Genomic DNA, 19,818 nt, shown 5'->3' with positions numbered 1-19,818 from the left:
TGAAACAATTGTCGCAGAAAAAATATGCCTTTCACTACATTTTCTAATGCGAAACGATTGCTTTGCTAATGCGTTGTCTTAGATCAAAAGTTCGCAGTGATGAGAGATTGAGTGAACTAATCTCTGGTTAAACTCAAATCAGTTGAACGTGTGAAATTTGACGAATGAGCAAGAAAAAGGGCAGAAATTCTGCCCTTTAGTGGTGTGAAGTGCGTCGATAAAAACTATTCGCATGGTGGCGCCATGTGGATTAACGCCAATCCACCGAGTGAAGTCTCCCGATACTTTTTGTTCATGTCTTTGCCAGTTTGATACATGGTATCAATAACTTTATCTAATGATATTAGGCATTTGCTGGTGCGTTTCAGAGCCATGCGTGATGCGTTGATCGCTTTCATCGCCCCCATGGCATTACGTTCGATACACGGTACTTGCACTAAACCACCTATCGGATCGCAGGTCATGCCGAGTGAGTGTTCCATGGCGATTTCCGCGGCAATGCAGATTTGCTCGTTACTGCCACCGCGCAGCGCGGTTAATCCGGCCGCAGCCATCGAAGAAGAGACACCGATTTCGCCTTGGCAGCCGACCTCAGCCCCAGAGATGGAAGCGTTAGTTTTGTACAAGATGCCAATCGCGCCAGAAACGGCGAGAAAATCTTTGAGCTGTTTTGTATCTAACTCTTTGATGAATTTATGGTAATACATCAGAACAGCAGGAATAACGCCAGCCGCACCATTGGTCGGGGAGGTCACCACTTGGCCACCCGCTGCATTCTCTTCGCTGACTGCGAAGGCAAACAAGTTGATCCAGTCCATAATTTCCATCGGGTCATTTTCAATCGCGGCATTGGCTTCAAGCTTTTTCAGCAGGTTGGGGGCACGGCGCGTGACGTTCAATCCCCCCTCCAAAATGCCTTCCGTATCAAAGCCGCGTTTCATGCACAAACTCATCACTTTCCAGATCTGCTCTGCTTTGGCATCAATGGTGGCCATATCATGGAACGATTGTTCATTGCGTAGGATCATTCCACCGAGGCTAAGGCCATTTTTCTCCGCCAGTTCGAGCATTTCCTCTGCATTTTTGAACGGAAAATCGACTGCTACGCCCTGTTCTTTCTTGCCATTAAGGAGTTCATCGGCGGTGGCAATAAACCCGCCGCCAATCGAATAGTACGTTTCGAAGGCAATCCGCTCACCCTGCGAGTCAAAGGCACTAATGGTCATGCCATTTTCGTGTAATGGCAGGTTGTCGCGATGAAACAGAATATCGCTGGCAAAATGGAAGGTGATAAAACGCTCACCACGCAGTGAGAGTTGCTCCTCATTAATCGCTTGATGCAGCGCGAGGTTGGCGCTGGTCATACGAATGGTATCTGGTCGATTACCCAGCAAACCAAGAATGACCGCTCTGTCGGTGTGGTGACCGCGTCCAGTTAGAGATAGTGAACCGTAGAGATCCACCTGAACGCGATGAACTTTGGCAAGATCCTCGCCCAACAATTGGGTAAACTGATACCCGGCAATCATAGGGCCATTGGTGTGAGAACTTGAAGGCCCGACGCCGATTTTGAAGATATCGAAAATTGACAGCATGATTAACGTCCTATTGACAGTGCTCAAGATGGATTAGTGTGATTCACCAACACCACCACAGTTTTAATGTTGTTATTTTGTTAATGGCTTGTTGTGTGGTGAAAGTAGCGCCAAAAGGGCTAAAAGTACAGCAGTCCATACAGCCGCTGCGAAAAAATTGAGAGCCAGAGAAAAGATGAATGCAAACCACGTGGTGATAGTCCTTGGTAAGAGACTGTTTGCTAACCAATTAACCGAAGAAGGGCGCAGTCGCGTGGAGGCGCTAGTGGCCGCGCTGAGCGAAGGAGCGCTGGACGAACAGTGCTTGATCGCTTTTTGTGGTGGCGTGACCCAAGGGCAAACTCGCTCAGAAGCGAACGCGATGCTTGAATACTTCACTCTTCTTTGTCAGCAGCAAGGGTTGACCGTTGCGCCTGAGCGAATTCTTTTAGAAGAGCAATCAACCAGTACGGTAGAAAATATTCTGCAAGTTTCGCGGGTGCTGATCGAAAGCGGGATCTGCCAGTCGGGTCGGCAGCTGAGCGTGACGTTTGTTTCGAACAATTACCACTTGCAGCGCATCTTTGAGATCCAGCAATCGATGGACGAGCAAGGCCTACTGCGCGTTTTGCGAGAGCGCTGCGCGGTGCTTGGTGCCGAGCTAGCCATCAGCTATCGTCTGCAAGATCATCTGTGCGTACCGTATCCACACGATGGCCCGCAGGCGGAACTGTTTATGTTGATCGACGAATTAACGCCCTATCGGGTCTATTTGGAAGGGGTAGCGCGTGGCGTTTTCCATCGGCCACTTGCCGAGGTAAGGGCGCTGCCATTGCAAAGCGCGACGCGCGCCTTGACGCGTATTGGGGCTATCATTGCCCAGCGGGCTGATTATGCTGCGCTGAATTTTGACTTTGCACGCTTACAGGGCTGGATTGGTGATACGCCACCTGAGGCAAATATTGAGTCGGTAAAAGCAATTGCTCGCGTGTTCAACCAACAGCTTATTTCGCTTAATCGTCGGCTCGATCCGGAACAAACCCCAATCTTTAGCCTCAATTAAGCGAGAGGTTTGTTAGTTATAAGGGGTTCGACTATCCTTACTTTAGCTCGAAAGTGGCGAAGTTCTTATTTTTGTCATTGATATTTACCGGGTTATTGCGCCGCTTTTCTCTCTCCGGTTATCGTATGGCAATCCATCATTGGCAAAGGAAATGTAAATGTTACAACAAAAATTCCGACTGGTAACGCGCAGTGATTTCGACGGTCTGGTTTGCGCTGTTTTGCTCAAGCAGCAAGATTTGATCGATGAGATAAAGTTCGTGCACCCGAAAGACATGCAAGACGGGCTGATTGACATTACGGCAAACGACATTGTGACCAACTTGCCTTACGTAGCGGAAGCGCACTTGGTGTTTGACCACCACTTATCAGAGACGATTCGTAACCGTGGCGAGCGTGCAAACCACATCATCGACCCTAATGCGCCTTCGGCGGCGCGAGTGGTGTGGGATTACTACGGCGGCACATCAGTTTTCCCGCATGAGTGGCTGGAAATGATGGAGGCGGTAGATAAAGGCGACTCTGCGCAGTTTTCCCGCGATGAAGTACTCGATTCCCAAGGGTGGAATTTGCTTAACTTTTTGATGGACGCACGTACTGGCTTGGGCCGTTTTCGCGAGTTTCGCATCTCAAACTACAACTTGATGATGGATCTGATCGAGTACTGTAAACATCACACCATTGAGCAGATTCTAGCGCTGCCGGATGTGAAAGAGCGTATCGATCTCTATCGTGAACACGAAGTGAAGTTTAAAGAGCAGATCCAGCGCTGCGCCAAGGTTTACCACAACTTGGTGCTGCTCGATTTGACCGGTGAAGAGACCATTTACGCGGGCAACCGCTTCATCATTTACGCTTTGTTTCCGCAATGTAACATTTCAATCCACAAGATGTGGGGATTCCAAAAGCAGAACATCGTGTTTGCCACGGGTAAGTCTATTTTTGATCGCAGCTCAAAAACCAACATTGGCGCGCTGATGCTCAACTATGGCGGCGGTGGCCACCACGCAGCGGGAACTTGCCAAATTAAAGTGGAAGACGCCGATCGCGTCCAAGCGGAGTTGATTGCTCAGATCAATCGAGACGGATAGAAAAAGAACACGAGGAATCGAGAACTCTTGATGCGAGCTGGTGAGAAAAGCCAAAGCAGGCGACTATTCTCGGTCCCTCTGCCTTCCCGTCGGAAGTTATACACTTTGGTGTTAAAATTTAAATGATAATAAATATCAATTCTATTTGTAAAATGAGGAGAGATTCATATAATCAGCCGCTTCGATAACAACGATAAGCGGTTGCTATGAACCCTCATTTTTCAATTTATTGTAAAGTAAGCCTAATCTCTTTAGCGGTTTTCCACAGTCTCGCTCTGCATGCTAGTGAACAAACTGATGAATCAGTGGAAGTACTTGGGGTGCGTTACGCCAAACCCATTACCGTCGCCAAGCCGGCAGAAACCATCGTCGATTCTGATCAGATTGAAGAGCAGCAGTACGCTAATTTTGCTGAGCTGGTTGGCTCTGTGCCCGGCGCGACGCTGGATGGCGGAGCACGCTCTGGTGGCGAACGGATCAACATTCGCGGTTTTAGCGATCCAAGTGACATCGCTGTTTACGTTGACGGCGCACCGATCGGTTTTCAGCAGTATCGCTATGGCACCTTTTTCTTTGACCCATTCTTGATCGGAGAAACCGAAGTCATCAAAGGGGCACATGATTACCAAGCGTTGAACGGCAAATTTGGTGGCGTGATCCGCATCAAAACCAAAACGGTTGATGATCTTCTAGAGGTTGGGCAAAACTTGGGCGCGCGCGTTTCCACCGGTTACAACACCAATGGTAATGAGAGTAGCCAAACCTTAAGCTTTTACGGGCGCAGTGACACAGGGTTTTACTTCTTAGCCAATGGCTCACTCAAAGATTCGCAAGATGTGCAAGTCGGCGGCGGCGAAACAGTCGATTACTCGGCGTTTGAGCAAGATAACTTGCTGTTGAAAGTCGGTTATCTAAGCAATCATCACCAGTTGAACGTGATCACGACACGCTATCGTGATGAAGGACGCAAACCTTGGGCAAACCGGCGCGGAAAAATGCCGGAGATCTCCGACTACAACATCAAAAAATATGGTTCACTTGAAGCGGCGCAGTACGCCAATACGGCATACAACACCTATCAAGACAACACCACCACCTTGTCTTATCGCTACATGCCCTCCAATCCGTACCTCGATCTTACCTTGACTGCGGCGCGTTCCAAAAACGAACGGCACTGGGTTCGCCCGGATATCGCCTTTGAAAAAATGTTTGTGTCGGTTGGTAATTACGGGCACGAATCATGGCTCAGTTACCAACGTGACTACGTCGATTTGTCCAACCGCGCGAGTTTTCGCGACCACGATCTGGTGATGGGGCTGCAATACGAAAAAACCGATCGTCAGTCGCTGGTGTACAACGAATCGTACAAAAGCAAAGCGGAGAAAAACTACGGTTGGTACACGCCCTACTTTGAACCGTCGGGCGAGCAATCGATTTATGCCGTGTATGTGGCGGATCACTATCGCCTGAGTGATGCGCTGCAGATTATTCCGTCACTGCGTTACGAGCACATCGAAAGCCAGGGTAAAGGCAACGCGGCGCCCGATTACAATGACCCTGATGCAGGGCATGACTACAGCAAAACCACACATAAGGGCTTTAGTCCACGTTTAGAAATCAACTACCAAGCGAGCCCAAGTACGCTGCTCAATTTCTCTTACGCGTACGCACTTAAAGCGCCTACGATTGACGATCTCTATTCGGTGCAGTTTGCCAAGGCCAGCGCTCCCGCCTCTACGCGAGATTTAGACGTGTCGCGCGTGCATGCTTATCAGGGCAGTGTTATTCAGATTGACGAGGATTTGTTTGGCGACAACAGTGCACTTGCCACAGAACTGACGATTTTTTTCAACGACATCAGCAACAACGTTGGTAACCGACAGGGAGCCAACTTGGATAAAGAGAGTAACGCGCTGCAAAGTTGGAATACCAATCTCGATGGTTACAAAATTTATGGTTTCGAGTTGATTTCGCAACTTCGTTGGCACGATTTCTATTCCGATTTCTCCGCCAGTTATGCTCGCGGCAAAAACAAAGGCAGCTTGAAAGATTCGACGGGTGCCGATGAGGACCGCCCGAACATACCACCGCTTAACATCAACCTCGGCCTTGGTTATGAGTGGATGGAAGGGTTACGCACCGGCTGGAAGGTACGTTGGTACGATGTGCAGAACAAAACCGAACCGGGCAATATGCTGTCGAATCTGCCGAGCGATCAATACACGCTGCAAGATGCCTATCTTAACTGGGACGTCAAACAAGTACCTGGGCTGCGCACCGGAGTCGTGGTGAAGAACTTAACTGACCGCTACTACGAACCCTATTTGATGAACGGGGTGCCAGCGCTCGGACGAGAAATCAAGCTGCACCTTAGCTACAAATATTAACGGTGTCACTAAGTACGCAGTTCTTGAGCTAAACGGTTGGTCCCCATCGCGATTGGCTTAGCGCAATCTCTCTTTTTCGCTCTGTGATCAAGGTTGATTACAGAGCGATTTTTGCTAGTATCCCTGCCACTGTTTACCCAGAGCTGTGACGCCATGAGACATATGAAAACCGCCGTTCATCCGGATATCGATCATCTGGACGATAAAATCATTTTCAAGCGCAATGCCGCCCGAGCAATTTGCCTGGATGGTGAGGACATTCTATTGCTCTACACCGAGCGTTATCATGACTACACCATTCCCGGTGGAGGTTTGGACGAAGGGGAAGATGTGATTGCTGGGATGATCCGCGAGCTGCAAGAAGAGACAGGTGCGACGAATATTCATAACATCAAGCCATTTGGTATCTATGAAGAGTTTCGTCCTTGGTATAAAGGAGAGGCGAATGTGATGCACATGCACTCGTATTGTTATACCTGCAACATAGACCGAGAACTCGGTGAGACGCGCTTTGAGCAGTATGAAATCAACAACGGCATGCGACCAATGTGGATCAATATTCATCAGGCGATTGCGCATAATGAGCAAACCATGGCGCAGAGTTCGAAAAAGGGATTAAGCGTCGAGCGAGAGACCTTCTTGCTACGCTTGATCGCCAAAGAGCTGCTCTAACGTCCTCCTCTGCGATAAACTATTTTTATTATCAATAATTTAGCGCTACGTTTGCCGCTAAATTATTGGTTTTCATAGAAGATTGCGACATTGTTCGAAGAAAGGTAACGATTCGTAACACAAACGCTGTAACAAAGACGTACTTGAATATACTCAGGTAAGTTTTGACTACAGATGATGGCTATGAATAGAAAATTTCTTGTGACCTTCAGTGCGACGCTGCTTGCCAGTTTGAGCAGCGTGGCGTCTATCGCTGCGCCTACCGTCGTACCCGATCCTCCGCAATTGAGCGCCAAAGGCTATCTGCTGATGGATTACCACTCTGGTGAAGTGATCGTCGCCAAAAATGCCGACGTGAAGATGAACCCCGCCAGCTTGACCAAGTTGATGACCGCGTATGTGGCAGGGCAGGAGATGAATCGCGGCAACATTGGTTTTGACGATCAAGTGGTGGTGAGCCGCAATGCTTGGGCGAAAAACTTCCCTGACTCTTCAAAAATGTTCATCGAAGTCGGTACTTCAGTCAGCATGAGCGATCTCTATCGCGGGCTTATTGTTCAGTCTGGCAATGATGCCAGCGTGGCGATTGCCGAGCATGTTGCCGGCAGCGAGGCGGCGTTTGTCAGCTTAATGAACTCTTGGGCGAAAAAACTTGACCTGCAAAACAGTGCGTTTACCAATCCGCACGGGCTCGACAGCGAAGGGCTCTACTCAACCCCGCGTGATATTGCCAAGTTGGGGCAAGCGATTATTCGCGATTTACCCGCTGTCTACCCGTTTTACAGTGAGACTTCGTTCACCTACAACGGCATCACCCAGTACAACCGCAACGGTTTGCTGCGCGATCGCAGCCTCAATGTGGACGGAATGAAAACCGGCTTTACCAGTGGTGCGGGTTATAGCCTCGCCACGTCCGCGACCAGTGGCAACATGCGTCTTATCTCGGTGGTCATGGGCTCAAACAGCACCAGCAGTCGGGAAATTGAGAGCAAGCAATTGCTCAGTTATGGCTTTCGCTTTTTCGATACGATTTCTCCTACCGATGTAAACCAGGTGTTAGCCACACCAAGGATCTGGATGGGCAGTCAAGATGAGCTGAAAGTCGGCATCGCCGAGCCAGTTTTTTTAACGTTAACTAAAGGTGAGAGTAAGAATCTGCATGCCGAACTAACGTACACCAGCGACATCACCGCGCCAGTGAAAAAGCAGCAGGTGGTCGGTCAGGTGTTGTATAAAATCGATGACAAGGTGGTCAAACAGGTAGACTTGGTGGCATTGGAATCGGTGGATGAAGGTAGCCTGTTTAAGCGCTTAGTGGATTGGTTTAAGCGTTGGCTGAGCAATCTATTCTAATCTAAGCAAAGCGTGAAAACCAAAGCGCTAAAACAGAAAGACCAAACAACAATCCCTTTGCCATTGCAAAGGGATTTTTTCTAGTGCGATCAGTTTACTTCAACCCGAGTGACCAATAGCTGGTCGACTTTGTAGTTGTCGATGTCGACCACTTCAAACTTGTACCCTGAGTAGATGATGGAGTCGGTGCGGCGTGGGATCTTGCGCAGCATATACATCATAAAACCGGCGATGGTTTCGTAGTTTTGCGGGTGAGGGAACTCATCAATGTTCAGAGCGCGCATCACGTCGGTGATGGGTGTGACGCCATCCACCAGCCAAGAGTTGTGGTCGCGGGCAACGATCTGCTCTTCCCCCTCGGCCAGTACCCAAGTGCCCATGACCGCACTTTGTAAATCGTTGAACGTGACGATGCCAAGTACTAAGGCGTATTCGTTCATGATCACCGCAAAATCAGCGCGGGTGTTTTTGAAGTATTCCAGTGCTTCAGAAAGGCTGAGTGTGTCGGGAATGATTGGGCAGGCTTGTATCATGCTGCCATCTTTTAAGTTAAGTGGCTGGCCGTTAATCAGGCGCGTCAGCAGCTCTTTTGAATCAATGTAGCCTTTGATTGCGTCCAACTGATCATCGCAGACCAAAAACTTATGATGCGGATCTTCGGAAATTTTCTTCTTTAACACCTCTTCATCATCTTTCATCGCGAGATAGGTCAGGCTTTCACGCGGTGTCATCGCAGAAGTCACCGGGACCGACTGCATCTCAAATACGCTCTCCATCATTTTTTGTTCACCGCGATCGAGCACGCCCGCTTCAGCGCCTGCATCCATCACTGCGTAGATATCGTCTGAGGTAATGTCATCATTGCGCTCAGCAGGGACGCTAAAAATGCGGAAAATGGTGTTTGCCAAGCCGTTGAAGAACCAAACAAAAGGCTTTAGCAGAGAAATGCAGATCAGCATCGGTCGAACCAGTGTCATGGCGATTTTTTCCGGCATCACCATGGCAATACGTTTTGGCATCAAATCCGCAAATAGAATGAATAGGCTAGTGACCAAAATAAAAGAGAAGAAAAAGCTTAACTGGTTAACCCAAGCGACAGGCAGCCAGCTTTCTAAGAGTGTTTTAATATGCGGAGTAAACGCCGATTCACCGACAATACCGCCCATAATGGCGACCGCATTTAGGCCAATTTGCACCACGGTGAAGAAGTTGCCGGGGTTGCTTTGCAGATCAAGGATTTGTGTGGCGCGTTCGTCTCCTTCTTCAGCAAATTGGCGGAGACGCATTTTTCTTGCCGCGGCCAAGGCGATTTCAGACATAGAAAAAAAGCAGCTGGTTAGTATCAGCGCAATGATGATTGAGAAGTTCTCAAATAAACTCATGATGAGTGTCCAAGTAGCGTTCAATAAAATCCACCAACCGAATGGAACAGGAGAAACGGGTTGGCGGCTTGTTTGCTTAAATAAGAAGGAGGTGAAACGAGACTCGGCCACAGCGGGTGTGCATTTCGTTGCCAGCAATGCGATCGAGTTCGCTTCTACCAGCCGTATTCTAGCGCCAAGTGGTGAATAGATGAAGCGAGCAATGAAGGATTGCGCTTTCTTCCTCTCTCCTAAAGAATATCCAGCACCTAGCCAAGCATAGGTTTACAAGTGAGTGATAAAACACTATCTTACGCCGCGCTATTTTTATTCAATCGATGATTTAAGGAACCCATGGCTGTTTTAGACATTCTGACCGCACCCGATCCGCGACTTCGCGTGGAGTCCAAACCTGTAACCGATATTGCTGCAGTGCAAACACTGATCGACGATCTGTTGGATACTCTCTACGCGACCGACAATGGCGTTGGCCTGGCTGCACCTCAAGTGGGCCGCGAAGAGGCGATTGTGGTGATCGATTTGTCGGAAAAGCGCAATGAGCCTTTGATACTGATTAACCCGGTTGTTGTCAGTGGTGATAACAAAGCCATAGGACAGGAAGGATGTTTGTCGGTGCCAGAATACTACGCCGATGTTGAGCGCTACACCTCTGTAGTGGTCGAAGCGTTAGACCGTGACGGCAAACCGCTTAAAATCGAAAGCAGTGATTTTCTCGCCATTGTGATGCAGCACGAAATTGATCACCTGTCCGGCAATCTGTTTATCGATTATTTGTCGCCACTCAAACAGCAAATGGCGATGAAGAAAGTGAAGAAGTTTGTCAAAAATCGCGCGCGTTAATCGCCAATCTGCTGTACTCAAGCGAAAACAAAGCCACTAGTAAAGAGTGGCCTTTTCTTTACCCAAATTTACCAAGATGAAACGCTGCTTTACATTAGGTTGGTTACTCTAAAATAACCTTAATAAAAAAGCGGAATTGGTTATGGATAGGGTTAAATATGGCATTTTTAGCGTGGTTGCGCTTGTCACACTGCTGTGGATTCAAGCGGAGCCATCATTACTCACCTCGGATAATTTCTTCCAATGGCGATCGGGATTAATACAGTATTCTGGCATTCTGTCTCTCATCCTGATGTCGACCGCGATGGTGCTGGCGCTGCGCTTGCCGATAATCGAGACTTGGACGCAAGGGCTGGATAAAGGATATCGCATTCACAAATGGCTCGGCATTGCCGCTGTGCTGCTTGGGGCGTTCCACTGGTTGGCATATCATTTACCCAAGTGGTTGATTTCACTAGAGCTGTTGTCGAAACCGGTCCGGTTTAATGGCTCTGGCCCGAATGCGAACTTAACAGGCTGGGCACAGTGGTTGAAACAACTCAAACCACTGGCACTGGAAGGTGGCGAATGGGGGTTCTATCTGTTACTCGCTCTGCTTGTGCTCTCGCTTTGGTCTGCTGTCAAGTATAAACCTTTTCGTCTCACTCACCGTTTAATGGCTGTCGTTTACTTGCTAGTGGCTTTTCATTCGTTTGTGCTGCTAAAACGTGCCTATTGGGGAGAGCCTATCTACTGGTTGACCACCAGTTTTCTTGTGGTTGGCTCTTTAGCCGCTTTGTACAGCCTTGCGGGATTGGTCGGACGCCGAGCGCGTTACTCTGCGTCGGTAAAAGCGTTACGCTACTGTGCGTTAAGTCAGACACTGGATCTCACGTTGGAAGCCGAGGCTAAGTGGCCAAGCCACCAGGCCGGGCAATTTGCTTATCTCTGTTTTGCCGGGGAAGAGCCGCACCCTTTCACCATCGCCAGCGCACCGAACGGCTCTCAGCTCAGGTTTTTGATCAAAGAGCTGGGAGACTTTACAACCGGGTTACATCAACGCTTAAGTCAGGGGGATGTTCTGCAAATAGAAGGGCCGTACGGCAAGTTTGAGTTTACCGCTGAGCGGCCTCAAATCTGGATTGGTGCGGGCGTCGGTATCGCGCCGTTTATGGCGGGCCTAGAGTGGTTCGCCAGTCAACAGACTCACCCGCACACGCATCTGTTTTTCTGTTGTCAGCAGGCAGAGCCAAGCTTGTGTGATGAACTTAAGCAAAAAGCGCAACAAGCCGGAGTGTCATTAACGATCATTGACGCAAGCAAGGACCTACTACTCTCGGCGCAAACCATTGCCCAGCAATGTGGGGATTTGCGTCAGTTCGAGTTCTATTTCTGTGGACCTGCGCCGTTTTCAAACGCATTGAAAAAAGCGCTCAAACCTTATCGAGTGAATGTTGATAAAGTTTTCCACGCCGAAAAATTTGTGATGCGTTAGAAATCAGTCAGCCCGTAAATCAGCGGGCTGACGGTTTTAGTGATTAAAAGCGATATTGGTAGTTAATAAACCACGTATCTTTGCCTTGAGGATAGATACTGATATCCCCCTGCAGGCGAGGAAAGAGGAGATGGGTCGTTGCCATCGACAAGAAGATGAGATTTACCCCAATCATATTATCGCGAAAAATCTCACCTTCACTTTTTTCATCTTCATCAATATTGATATTGTACAAGCCTAAAGCGCCTAGAGTTAATGCGCCAATGGCGCCAACTTTTCTATTTTCCATATCGAGTAGAAATAAGCCCGAGAGGCCTAAAAAGGTTCCAGCAGTGGCCGGATCTTTAGAGGCCCAATAAGAATAAGCCGCCGCTACCGACTCAATGAGTAGCATCGGGATGACCTCGTTAGATACAACATTCCAATTTTGCTGAGTGGTGCTATTGATTATGTAAGGCTTTGTTCCTACTAAATCTGGAGTAAAAGCCAATGGCTGTTCGGCATATTGGGAAAGCGGGATTTGCAGAGAGTCAGAGAGAAACGGCTCAAAATCGATGTCTGAGTTGGTGAGGGCTATTTCACCCAATGCGTGGCAATTAACCGAGAATAAGAGAAGAAGCAACAGTTTTTTCATTGTCTATCCCTAACATTGAAATTTTTCACAGGGAGCGTTGACTCAATGAACAACGCTCCCCTTTTTGCTTAGAGGATATCTATTTAGAATAAGTAGCTCAGATGAAAGTCAAAGCCACTACCATCAAATTTCTCTCCAGTCGAAGAGACTTTGTAATCAATGTTGGTGTATTTTGCGCCAACGGCAAAACGACCGATCGCTAGAGGAGCAAAAGCGTATTCGTACTGCACGGTAAAGCCTGCTGCGTCATCAAACTCGACTTCGCCATCGCAAACATTGGTTACTTTACACTCTAGTGTGACCGCCGTGTGGTAGGCGATACCTGCGCCAATTTTATGTTCGTTGAACGCTTTAAACGCGGTGAATTCTAGCGGAATGCGATCGAAACTCACATCGCCATTTGAAGCGGTGATGCTATCAAATTTGTAACCGATCGTACCGCGTAAAAGAAAATCTTGCGGAAGCGCTACATCAACGCCACCGAAGAGAGAAACACCTTGGTTCGCTTTGATTTTTTCACTATCGCCGTTATCGTAAATGCCTTTAAACAGGTCATCACCACCGAACCCATAGCCAATGCCTAGCACGCCTGATAGGCCGTTTGCATTCACTGTAGAAGACGCGATTAAGCCCAAGAGAAAAACTTTAGATAAAGCCAACTTTTTCACAGATAGTTCCTTATTGATATTTAACGTTTTAATAATATCTATACACATTACGATCACTTGTAGTTGTATTTGTGATGCATAGATAGGATGAGGAAAATATCATGTGATTCATTGCTTGATTTTATGATTATTCTAAATATCAATGGTGAATCACAAATTTATTGGTTATTGATAATATTGTTTTTTTGTTGCAGGTTGTTATCCCTATTTTGCTACACGCTTGACATCGCCATTGTTCAATTGTTAACCTCCCGACATCCTTTCTTTCGGAGATGACGCCAACATGGATATCTAACTTTTCTTATACCGATGATATTTCATTCGGCTCTTGGAGTTAGTTGGCGTAGTTGCGTTTCCGTCTATCTGAAAATCTAAATTAGTTTAACCTTGTTTACTCGATGCTCCGTGCTATTTTTTGCGGGGATTAGCACTCGGGTCTGAGGGTAATTTTAGCCGACTGACTTCTTACTGTTTTTAATAGTAAGGGGGTCTCATGCCCAATATTCATGCTCATCAGTTGAGCTTTCAATTAAATAGTGGTGAATGGTTATTCCATTCGCTGGATTTTCATTTTCCTGCTGGAAAGAGTGGTTTAGTCGGGCGCAATGGCGTCGGAAAATCGGTGTTGCTACAACTACTCATCGGTAAACTCACCGAAACATCAGGCCATGTCCATGTTGGCGCAACGATAGGCTATTTTGATCAAAATATTCACGAGCAAGAACGTGATACAACGATCACGACCTACTTAGGCATGGCAGAACAACTGGCAGCCTTGCGCGCCATTGAGGCTGGGAGTGTGGACGCTAAACACTTTACCCAGCTTGGTGAGCAGTGGAACATCGTTGAAACGATACAAAGCACATTAGATGAGCTGAGAATCACGCTGCCACCTGATGCGAGCTGCCGTGAACTGAGCGGCGGGCAGTTTACTCTTTTAAAGCTCAAGCGCTTGTTTCTGGCGTCAAGTGATGCCTTAGTGTTGGATGAGCCCACCAATCATCTCGACACATTGAGCAGAGAGTGGCTGATAACTCAGTTACGAAAAGAACAGCGTCCAATTTTAGTCGCCAGTCATGATCGTGCCTTGTTGATGGAGATGGATCGTATAGCGCGTTTGACTTCAGAAGGGCTACATTGGTTTGAAGGTAACTATGCGGCGTACCATAGCCAGTGGCAGTTACAGCAACAAGCACTAGAGAGAAAAGTCGCCCAACTGAAAAGCGAGCAGAAATCGATAGCGCGAGAGTTGCAAAAAAGCCGTGAAAAAGCGCAACAGCGCGCAACTCAGGGGCGCAAAGCGCTAAGAACAGGTAGCCAGCCGAAGATATTGATGAACGGTAAAAAAAACAGTGCGGAAAAAAATCGCTCTGCAGCTGTCATCAATGGGCAAAATCAACTGAAACGTAATCAGCAGCAGTTGTTGAGTTTGTCAGCCAAAAGAGTGCGTGAATCGCCAACGGCAATCTATCTGGCTGATGTTGAGAGCAGCAAAAATCGGCTGCTGCTGAGTGTTGAGCGCTATCGCTCTGGCGGTGCACATCATCTGTTGTTGGACTTTCAAGTTAGGCAATTTGAGCACCTGCGCCTAAGTGGTGCCAACGGCTGTGGTAAAAGTCGCTTACTCAAAGCGATTGCGGGGTTGCATCAAGAGTATCAAGGTCAAATCAAGCTCAACACATCGGTAGTTTATTTAGATCAGGATTATCGTTTGCTTGAGCTTGAACGCAGTGTGCTGGAAAACCTCATCGATTTTTGTTTAGGCTTGAATGACAACGATGCGCGACTGCTGTTGGCAGGAATTGGTTTTCGTGGTGACTCGGTACATCGAAAAGCGCGACATCTGAGTGGCGGGGAAAAAATGAAACTGGCGATGCTGATGGTTAGCCATGTTGACGGCGATCCTTTGCTGCTATTGGACGAACCCGATAACCACTTAGATATCGAGGCGAAATCGGTGTTAGCCTCTGCGTTGCGCGATTATCGTGGGGCTTTGATTCTCGTCAGTCACGACGACTATTTCGTTGAGGCCGCAAAATTGGACAAAGAGTGCCGCGTGGAGTCGCTTGGCTAGTAAGGCGTTGTACTTAAAGGTAAGTGCTCTGATCCAACATGGCGGCCATTATGATGTGGCTAGCACCATCGCGCGTTTGGAGGAGAGCCTGAAATCACAAAGTGAATCGGGTTTTCCGCCGATTGAATACAGCTGGGGAGCAGCTACACGGTTGCAACATCTCTGCGATGACTCGGTTGAAGCGTTACTCTCTGAAGCGGATGAGGCGATGTATCTTTGTAAGAAGCAGCGGCGTAAATTGCGACAAAGCTCGTCTCCTGAGTCTCATTTCCAATGACAGTCAGTCCCGGTGACTGGCTTTTTCTTAACCTAAAGAGTTATTCATTCATCACTTAATTAGCTTGTTCTACTTTAATCATGGTCTAAAATGAAAGAATCAAAAAAGAGATGGGAAGACGATCCACACTTTGGATGATGCGTGAATTAGAACGACTTCAGTCGTCTGGCTTATAGAGTTTTTCGAGCTTTGGAGATGGGGCTAGCATTTACCAAGTTGGTTTTATTTTGCGCAAGGACGAATGAATATGAAATGGCTGAACAATTTAACGATAACGCAAAAAATGAGTAGCTTGGTCGGCGCACTACTGAGCCTCATCATCCTTGTCTCTGCGTTTGCGGTCACTAAAATGGAGAAAGTTGCTCTAGAGATAGACAGTATCGCCAATAATAATATTCCTTTGACCAAAGTTGTCACTGACTTAACCGTTCACCAGCTTGAAAGCGCGGTAATGCTGGAAAAGTTGCTGCGTTTCTCTCAGATCCCGCTTGAGTCCTCTGCGAACGAACAACTGCAATATCTCAACAAGTTGCGGCTCGGTGTCGACAAGGGGAGGCTAGAACTAGAGAAAGCCAACCAGGCGCTAAACATCGCTTTACAACAAAACGTCATGCCAGAAGTTCAACGTTATTTACAAAACTTAGAGCGAGATTTTCAAGCGTTGCAGCAAGAACAAGCAAGTTTTGAGCGTCAACTGAATAAACTGCTGGCAGAGTTGCACAAAGGCGTTGCTGCGGCTGAACTCGTTACCTTAGCCGCAGAGTTAGAAGCCTATACAGAGCAACTGGATCATCATTTAGTTGAGGTGTTGGGCAAAATTGAAGCGGCAACGATTCAATCGATCCATATCGCCGAAGAGGAAGAAAAAGAAGCGCTTAGTGGTATGTTGCTCCTCTCTTTGTTTGCGTTAGCACTCGGCGCAACATTGGGTCTGTTGTTTAGCAAGCAGATCGTTAAATCGGTGGCCTATGCAAGAAATCTCGCTTACAAAATCGCTCATGGCGATCTCACTCAACGAGCTCAGGTGGATTCCAAAGATGAAATCGGTCAGTTGCTAACACACATGAACAGCATGGCTCAAGCGCTTGAAAGCATGGTAGGAGAGGTTATCGATCGTGCTAACACGATTGCATCCACGGTTACCCAACTAACCGCTGTGGCGGATAGCAACCGTCGCTCTGTTGAGCGACAACAGCAGAATATGGATCAAGTGGCGAGTGCGATGCATCAAATTGCCGCGAGCATTACCGAGGTTGCCAGCAGTGCGGAAGAGGCAACGACCTCGACAGCAAGAGCGGATGAAAATGTCAAACACACTTGCGTTGTGATTAGTCAAACCCAGTCCCTGTCTAAAGAGTTAGTGGAAAGCGCGCAAAGTTCGCAAAGAATCATAGAAGAGCTACAAACTAGTACCGAGCAGATCCAAAACTTTGTCATGGTGGTCGAAGGCATTGCTGAGCAGACTAACTTGCTCGCGCTAAATGCGGCAATAGAAGCGGCTCGTGCTGGCGAACAAGGACGAGGTTTTGCTGTGGTGGCCGATGAAGTGCGTGCGCTTGCCTCGAGAAGCCAACACGCGACACAAGAAATCGGTAATCTCATCAACACCCTAGTTGTGCGCGCTGGCACGGCGGTAGATATGATCCACTCTAGCGATGAAAAGATCGAGAGCAGTTTTGCGTCTATCGAAGAAGCGAAAGTGCAGCTGGATGTGATTTCAAATGCTCTTGCTGAATTGATGGAAGCGAATACCCAAGTTGCAGCGGCGAGTGAAGAGCAGGCAGTATCTGCAGAAGAAATAAGTAGCAACCTCAACGGTATTCGCGACGCTGGTGAAATTGTGATGATGAGTTCTAATGAAACATCCCAAGCCAGTGAGGACTTAGCGCAGCAAGCACAAGCATTGAGAATGCTTATGGGCAAGTTTGTGGTCAAACAGTCAATATGAATACAAATAAAGCCGCCGTTTACACCACAGAGTAAATGGCGGCTTTGTTTTTTTGCCTTGGATACAAAGCGCTGATCCCGCACTTATGGCATTGGTGCCCAAGTCAGTGTTTGCCCATCACTGCGCTTGGCCAATAGGCTGTGTGGCGCGATCACTTCTCCTCCTGCGAGCTTAAACGGCTGCGCGCTAAAATTTGCACTGAGAATCGAGCCATCACTATAGCGCGTTTGCTGCACTTGGCCTTGCTTATCCAGCCAGCGAAAATCGACCAAGGCTTTATCCCACAATTGCTCATGCAAGGGCAAAAACCCTTGTTGATAGTGTTTGAGCTGCTCGATACGCGCGGAGTTTTTACGCGCTTCATCGCGGCTTAAATGCACCATCGCAGGAGTGTTAAACAGCATGGCACGCAAATCACGCACGGCTTTGACATTGGAAAACTTCAAACTGTCGCTATGCCAGTGATGGCTACTGATCAGCTCATCATGAAACACCGCTTGATAGAGCGGCACTTTGTATTCAGGGGCAAACAGTAAGCTGCGATAAGGCTCTTTGACTTGCGCTGATTTAAAGAAAAAATCCGGTTTTTCATCGGGATACCAGTTGCCCAAATAATAGGGTGACTGCTTGTCACTCTTCATCGCTTTGTCTGTCCAGCCAAAGCCGACTGTTTCCATACCATGAGCAAACACCAGCCCTTGAGTGGTCAGGGCATTGCCATCTTCCGATCCCAAAATCAGCTTCGGCGTGTTTGCAATATCCTGCATTCGGGTGTTAAAGGCGGCTAGCATCGCGGTTTCGTTGCTGCGCGAGCGGTAATCTTCACGCGCCATGGCGGTGCCATCCACATCGAGAAACAGGCTATTAAAGCGCCCGAACTGGAGAATGTCTTGCACGCGCTGTTTAACGTAACCAAGCTCACAGGCGGGATTGAGATAAAAGCCGTTACCGCGAAAGCCCAGTTGCAACGTGCCATCGGCTTTTTCAATCGCGCAGTTTTTACGCATGCGATCCGGCAGCTGCGCGGTCAGCCAACTGTCGTTGATGCCTTTTTCAATCGCGGTGTTGTATGAGTCATACACGCCAATCAAATAGCCGGCTTGTTTGGCGCTATCGACCACTTGCGGCTGATAAAAAGCTGGCATCCAGTTATCGAGACCTAGCCAGAGTTTGCTTAATCCTGCTTGCTGTAGGGTGCTGATCATGGGTTGCGCTAACCCTTGTCCCCATTGATCGCTCGGTTTGAGGTATGCGCCTGTGTGTTCAGTCAGCCACGCTTTGCGCTGCTGCGCGGCTTGGTACTGCGCTTGAATGGACGATGGGTCGGCGTTGAACTTTTGGTTTAAGGCTTGGTTTATCTCTCCGACCAGCAATTTTTTCTGATACTGATTAAGCCAGTCTTGGCCTTTTTTTAGGCTCGCCAGCTCCTTTTGTAATTCTGGTGAAGGGGTAAACTCAGAGCGCCAAAACCAATCGCGCAGTCCCCACCAATCCACCACATCTTGCACTGCGATTAAATCACGCCCGAACAGATAGACGTGGCTTGCGCCAATCATTTTTTCGATCTGCGGATTTGCCTTGCGTTTTTCCGCAAGTGAAACACGCAGCCCCGCGGCTTCGCGCCAGTCGCGATAGGCTTTGGCTCCGGCCAGCATCTCATCGCCCACGGTGATGCGCACGCTAAAAGGCTCACTTTGGTTCAGCGGGGTAAACCAATGCTCCGCTTGTAAGTCCAACTTGTTTTGCTGCTCACTAAAGTTCAGCTGGTTATTGGTGGCGTTGAGCAGTTGATAGCTGATGAAGCGTTCGCCCTGCTGCGCGCTCCAGAACGGCATTTTGAGATCTTGCGTGGTATTGGCGCCCGAATGATTGTCTATCAAATAGCGTGTCCACGTCGGGTTATCGGTCGGCACTCGCATTCCTTCGTCAAACGGCAGTAACAGCGTTTGGGTCGACGCTTCACTGAGATCAAACCAGCGCAGTGCTTTAGGAGCTTGGCGTTCAATCCCATCGGCACTTGGCCAGCGAAAATCGATGTTCAACCCTTGTTGCAACTGCGCAGACACTTGCACGCCACTTGGCTTGAGTGTCCATGTGGCTTGCTCGGCGCTTTGGGTTACTTGCGTTGCCTGTTGCCTCTGCCCGTCAATCTGTAAGCTGCCTTGGTTGATGGCGAAAGTCTGTGAGTCTTGCTTGAGGCTGATGGCCAGTGTGTCGGGGTCAATCTGCCAGTGCTGATCGCCCTGTTTTAAGGTCAACGCAAAGCTCGGCGCGCTCACCAGCAGCAGTAGCCCCAGTGGGGAAAAGGTCAATTTCATATCGGTCTCCTATCGAGTAACCCAGATATTTAACCTTGTCTATCGATAGGTTTTGTCACCAGTA

At 48.3% G+C, this 19,818-nt stretch carries 15 protein-coding genes; 10 read left to right on the top strand and 5 right to left on the bottom strand.

Annotation, left to right across the window (positions count from 1 at the left end; all coding sequences use genetic code 11):
* Positions 1–224: 224 nt before the first annotated feature.
* Positions 225–1,595, bottom strand: coding sequence for an L-serine ammonia-lyase (locus I3X05_RS19390; protein WP_045568704.1), 1,371 nt, complete (start codon positions 1,593–1,595; stop codon positions 225–227).
* 175 nt (positions 1,596–1,770) lie between these two features.
* Here I3X05_RS19390 and I3X05_RS19385 point away from each other — a divergent pair, with 175 nt between their 5' ends.
* The 5 genes from I3X05_RS19385 to I3X05_RS19365 all read left to right on the top strand — a co-directional run bounded on the left by I3X05_RS19385 (position 1,771) and on the right by I3X05_RS19365 (position 8,139).
* Positions 1,771–2,637 carry a YdcF family protein gene (locus I3X05_RS19385; protein ID WP_193157567.1) on the top strand — a complete coding sequence of 289 codons (867 nt, stop codon included), beginning with the start codon at positions 1,771–1,773 and terminating at the stop codon, positions 2,635–2,637.
* A 157-nt stretch (positions 2,638–2,794) separates the two neighbouring features.
* Complete coding sequence (locus I3X05_RS19380) at positions 2,795–3,727, top strand: exopolyphosphatase (RefSeq protein WP_045568702.1); 933 nt, start codon at positions 2,795–2,797, stop codon at positions 3,725–3,727.
* Positions 3,728–3,933: 206 nt separating this feature from the next.
* A complete protein-coding gene (locus I3X05_RS19375) occupies positions 3,934–6,114 on the top strand; it encodes a TonB-dependent receptor domain-containing protein (RefSeq protein WP_193157568.1) in 2,181 nt (726 codons plus the stop codon).
* A 153-nt stretch (positions 6,115–6,267) separates the two neighbouring features.
* Positions 6,268–6,786: an NUDIX hydrolase gene (locus tag I3X05_RS19370; protein ID WP_193157569.1), complete on the top strand. Its 519-nt coding sequence runs from the start codon at positions 6,268–6,270 to the stop codon at positions 6,784–6,786.
* A gap of 183 nt (positions 6,787–6,969) precedes the next feature.
* Complete coding sequence (locus tag I3X05_RS19365) at positions 6,970–8,139, top strand: D-alanyl-D-alanine carboxypeptidase family protein (RefSeq protein WP_045568699.1); 1,170 nt, start codon at positions 6,970–6,972, stop codon at positions 8,137–8,139.
* Between the two features lie 89 nt (positions 8,140–8,228).
* Here the strand turns inward: I3X05_RS19365 and I3X05_RS19360 are convergent, their stop codons facing one another.
* Positions 8,229–9,521, bottom strand: coding sequence for a hemolysin family protein (locus tag I3X05_RS19360; protein ID WP_193157570.1), 1,293 nt, complete (start codon positions 9,519–9,521; stop codon positions 8,229–8,231).
* 333 nt (positions 9,522–9,854) lie between these two features.
* Between I3X05_RS19360 and def the strand changes: the two genes are divergently transcribed.
* Positions 9,855–10,361 (top strand): peptide deformylase, encoded by a 507-nt coding sequence (gene def / locus I3X05_RS19355; protein WP_193157571.1) that lies wholly within the window; start codon positions 9,855–9,857, stop codon positions 10,359–10,361.
* A 142-nt stretch (positions 10,362–10,503) separates the two neighbouring features.
* The gene (locus I3X05_RS19350; protein ID WP_193157572.1) at positions 10,504–11,835 is read left to right on the top strand and encodes a ferredoxin reductase family protein; all 1,332 of its coding nucleotides are present in this window, start codon (positions 10,504–10,506) and stop codon (positions 11,833–11,835) included.
* A 43-nt stretch (positions 11,836–11,878) separates the two neighbouring features.
* On the opposite strand, the gene I3X05_RS19345 is transcribed toward I3X05_RS19350, so the two are convergent.
* Positions 11,879–12,469, bottom strand: coding sequence for a hypothetical protein (locus I3X05_RS19345; RefSeq protein ID WP_045568694.1), 591 nt, complete (start codon positions 12,467–12,469; stop codon positions 11,879–11,881).
* A gap of 83 nt (positions 12,470–12,552) precedes the next feature.
* Entirely contained in the window at positions 12,553–13,137 is a 585-nt protein-coding gene (locus I3X05_RS19340) for a hypothetical protein (RefSeq protein ID WP_242401969.1), read from the bottom strand.
* Positions 13,138–13,630: 493 nt separating this feature from the next.
* On the opposite strand from I3X05_RS19340, the gene I3X05_RS19335 reads away from it, so the two are divergent.
* From I3X05_RS19335 to I3X05_RS19325, 3 genes are all read left to right on the top strand, one after another.
* Positions 13,631–15,211, top strand: coding sequence for an ATP-binding cassette domain-containing protein (locus I3X05_RS19335; RefSeq protein WP_337971429.1), 1,581 nt, complete (start codon positions 13,631–13,633; stop codon positions 15,209–15,211).
* On the top strand, positions 15,204–15,488 hold the full coding sequence (locus I3X05_RS19330; RefSeq protein ID WP_337971428.1) for a hypothetical protein: 285 nt from the start codon (positions 15,204–15,206) through the stop codon (positions 15,486–15,488). The genes I3X05_RS19335 and I3X05_RS19330 overlap by 8 nt, the downstream gene beginning before the upstream one ends.
* 247 nt (positions 15,489–15,735) lie before the next feature.
* Complete coding sequence (locus tag I3X05_RS19325) at positions 15,736–17,436, top strand: methyl-accepting chemotaxis protein (protein WP_193166793.1); 1,701 nt, start codon at positions 15,736–15,738, stop codon at positions 17,434–17,436.
* 83 nt (positions 17,437–17,519) lie between these two features.
* On the opposite strand, the gene I3X05_RS19320 is transcribed toward I3X05_RS19325, so the two are convergent.
* Positions 17,520–19,754, bottom strand: a complete 2,235-nt coding sequence (locus tag I3X05_RS19320) for a glycoside hydrolase (RefSeq protein ID WP_337971427.1) — start codon at positions 19,752–19,754, stop codon at positions 17,520–17,522.
* Between the last annotated feature and the right edge of the window lie 64 nt (positions 19,755–19,818).

Origin of the sequence: Vibrio navarrensis (assembly GCF_015767675.1) — a bacterium.
Lineage (GTDB): Bacteria > Pseudomonadota > Gammaproteobacteria > Enterobacterales > Vibrionaceae > Vibrio.
This window is presented reverse-complemented; position numbering and strand designations above follow the sequence as displayed.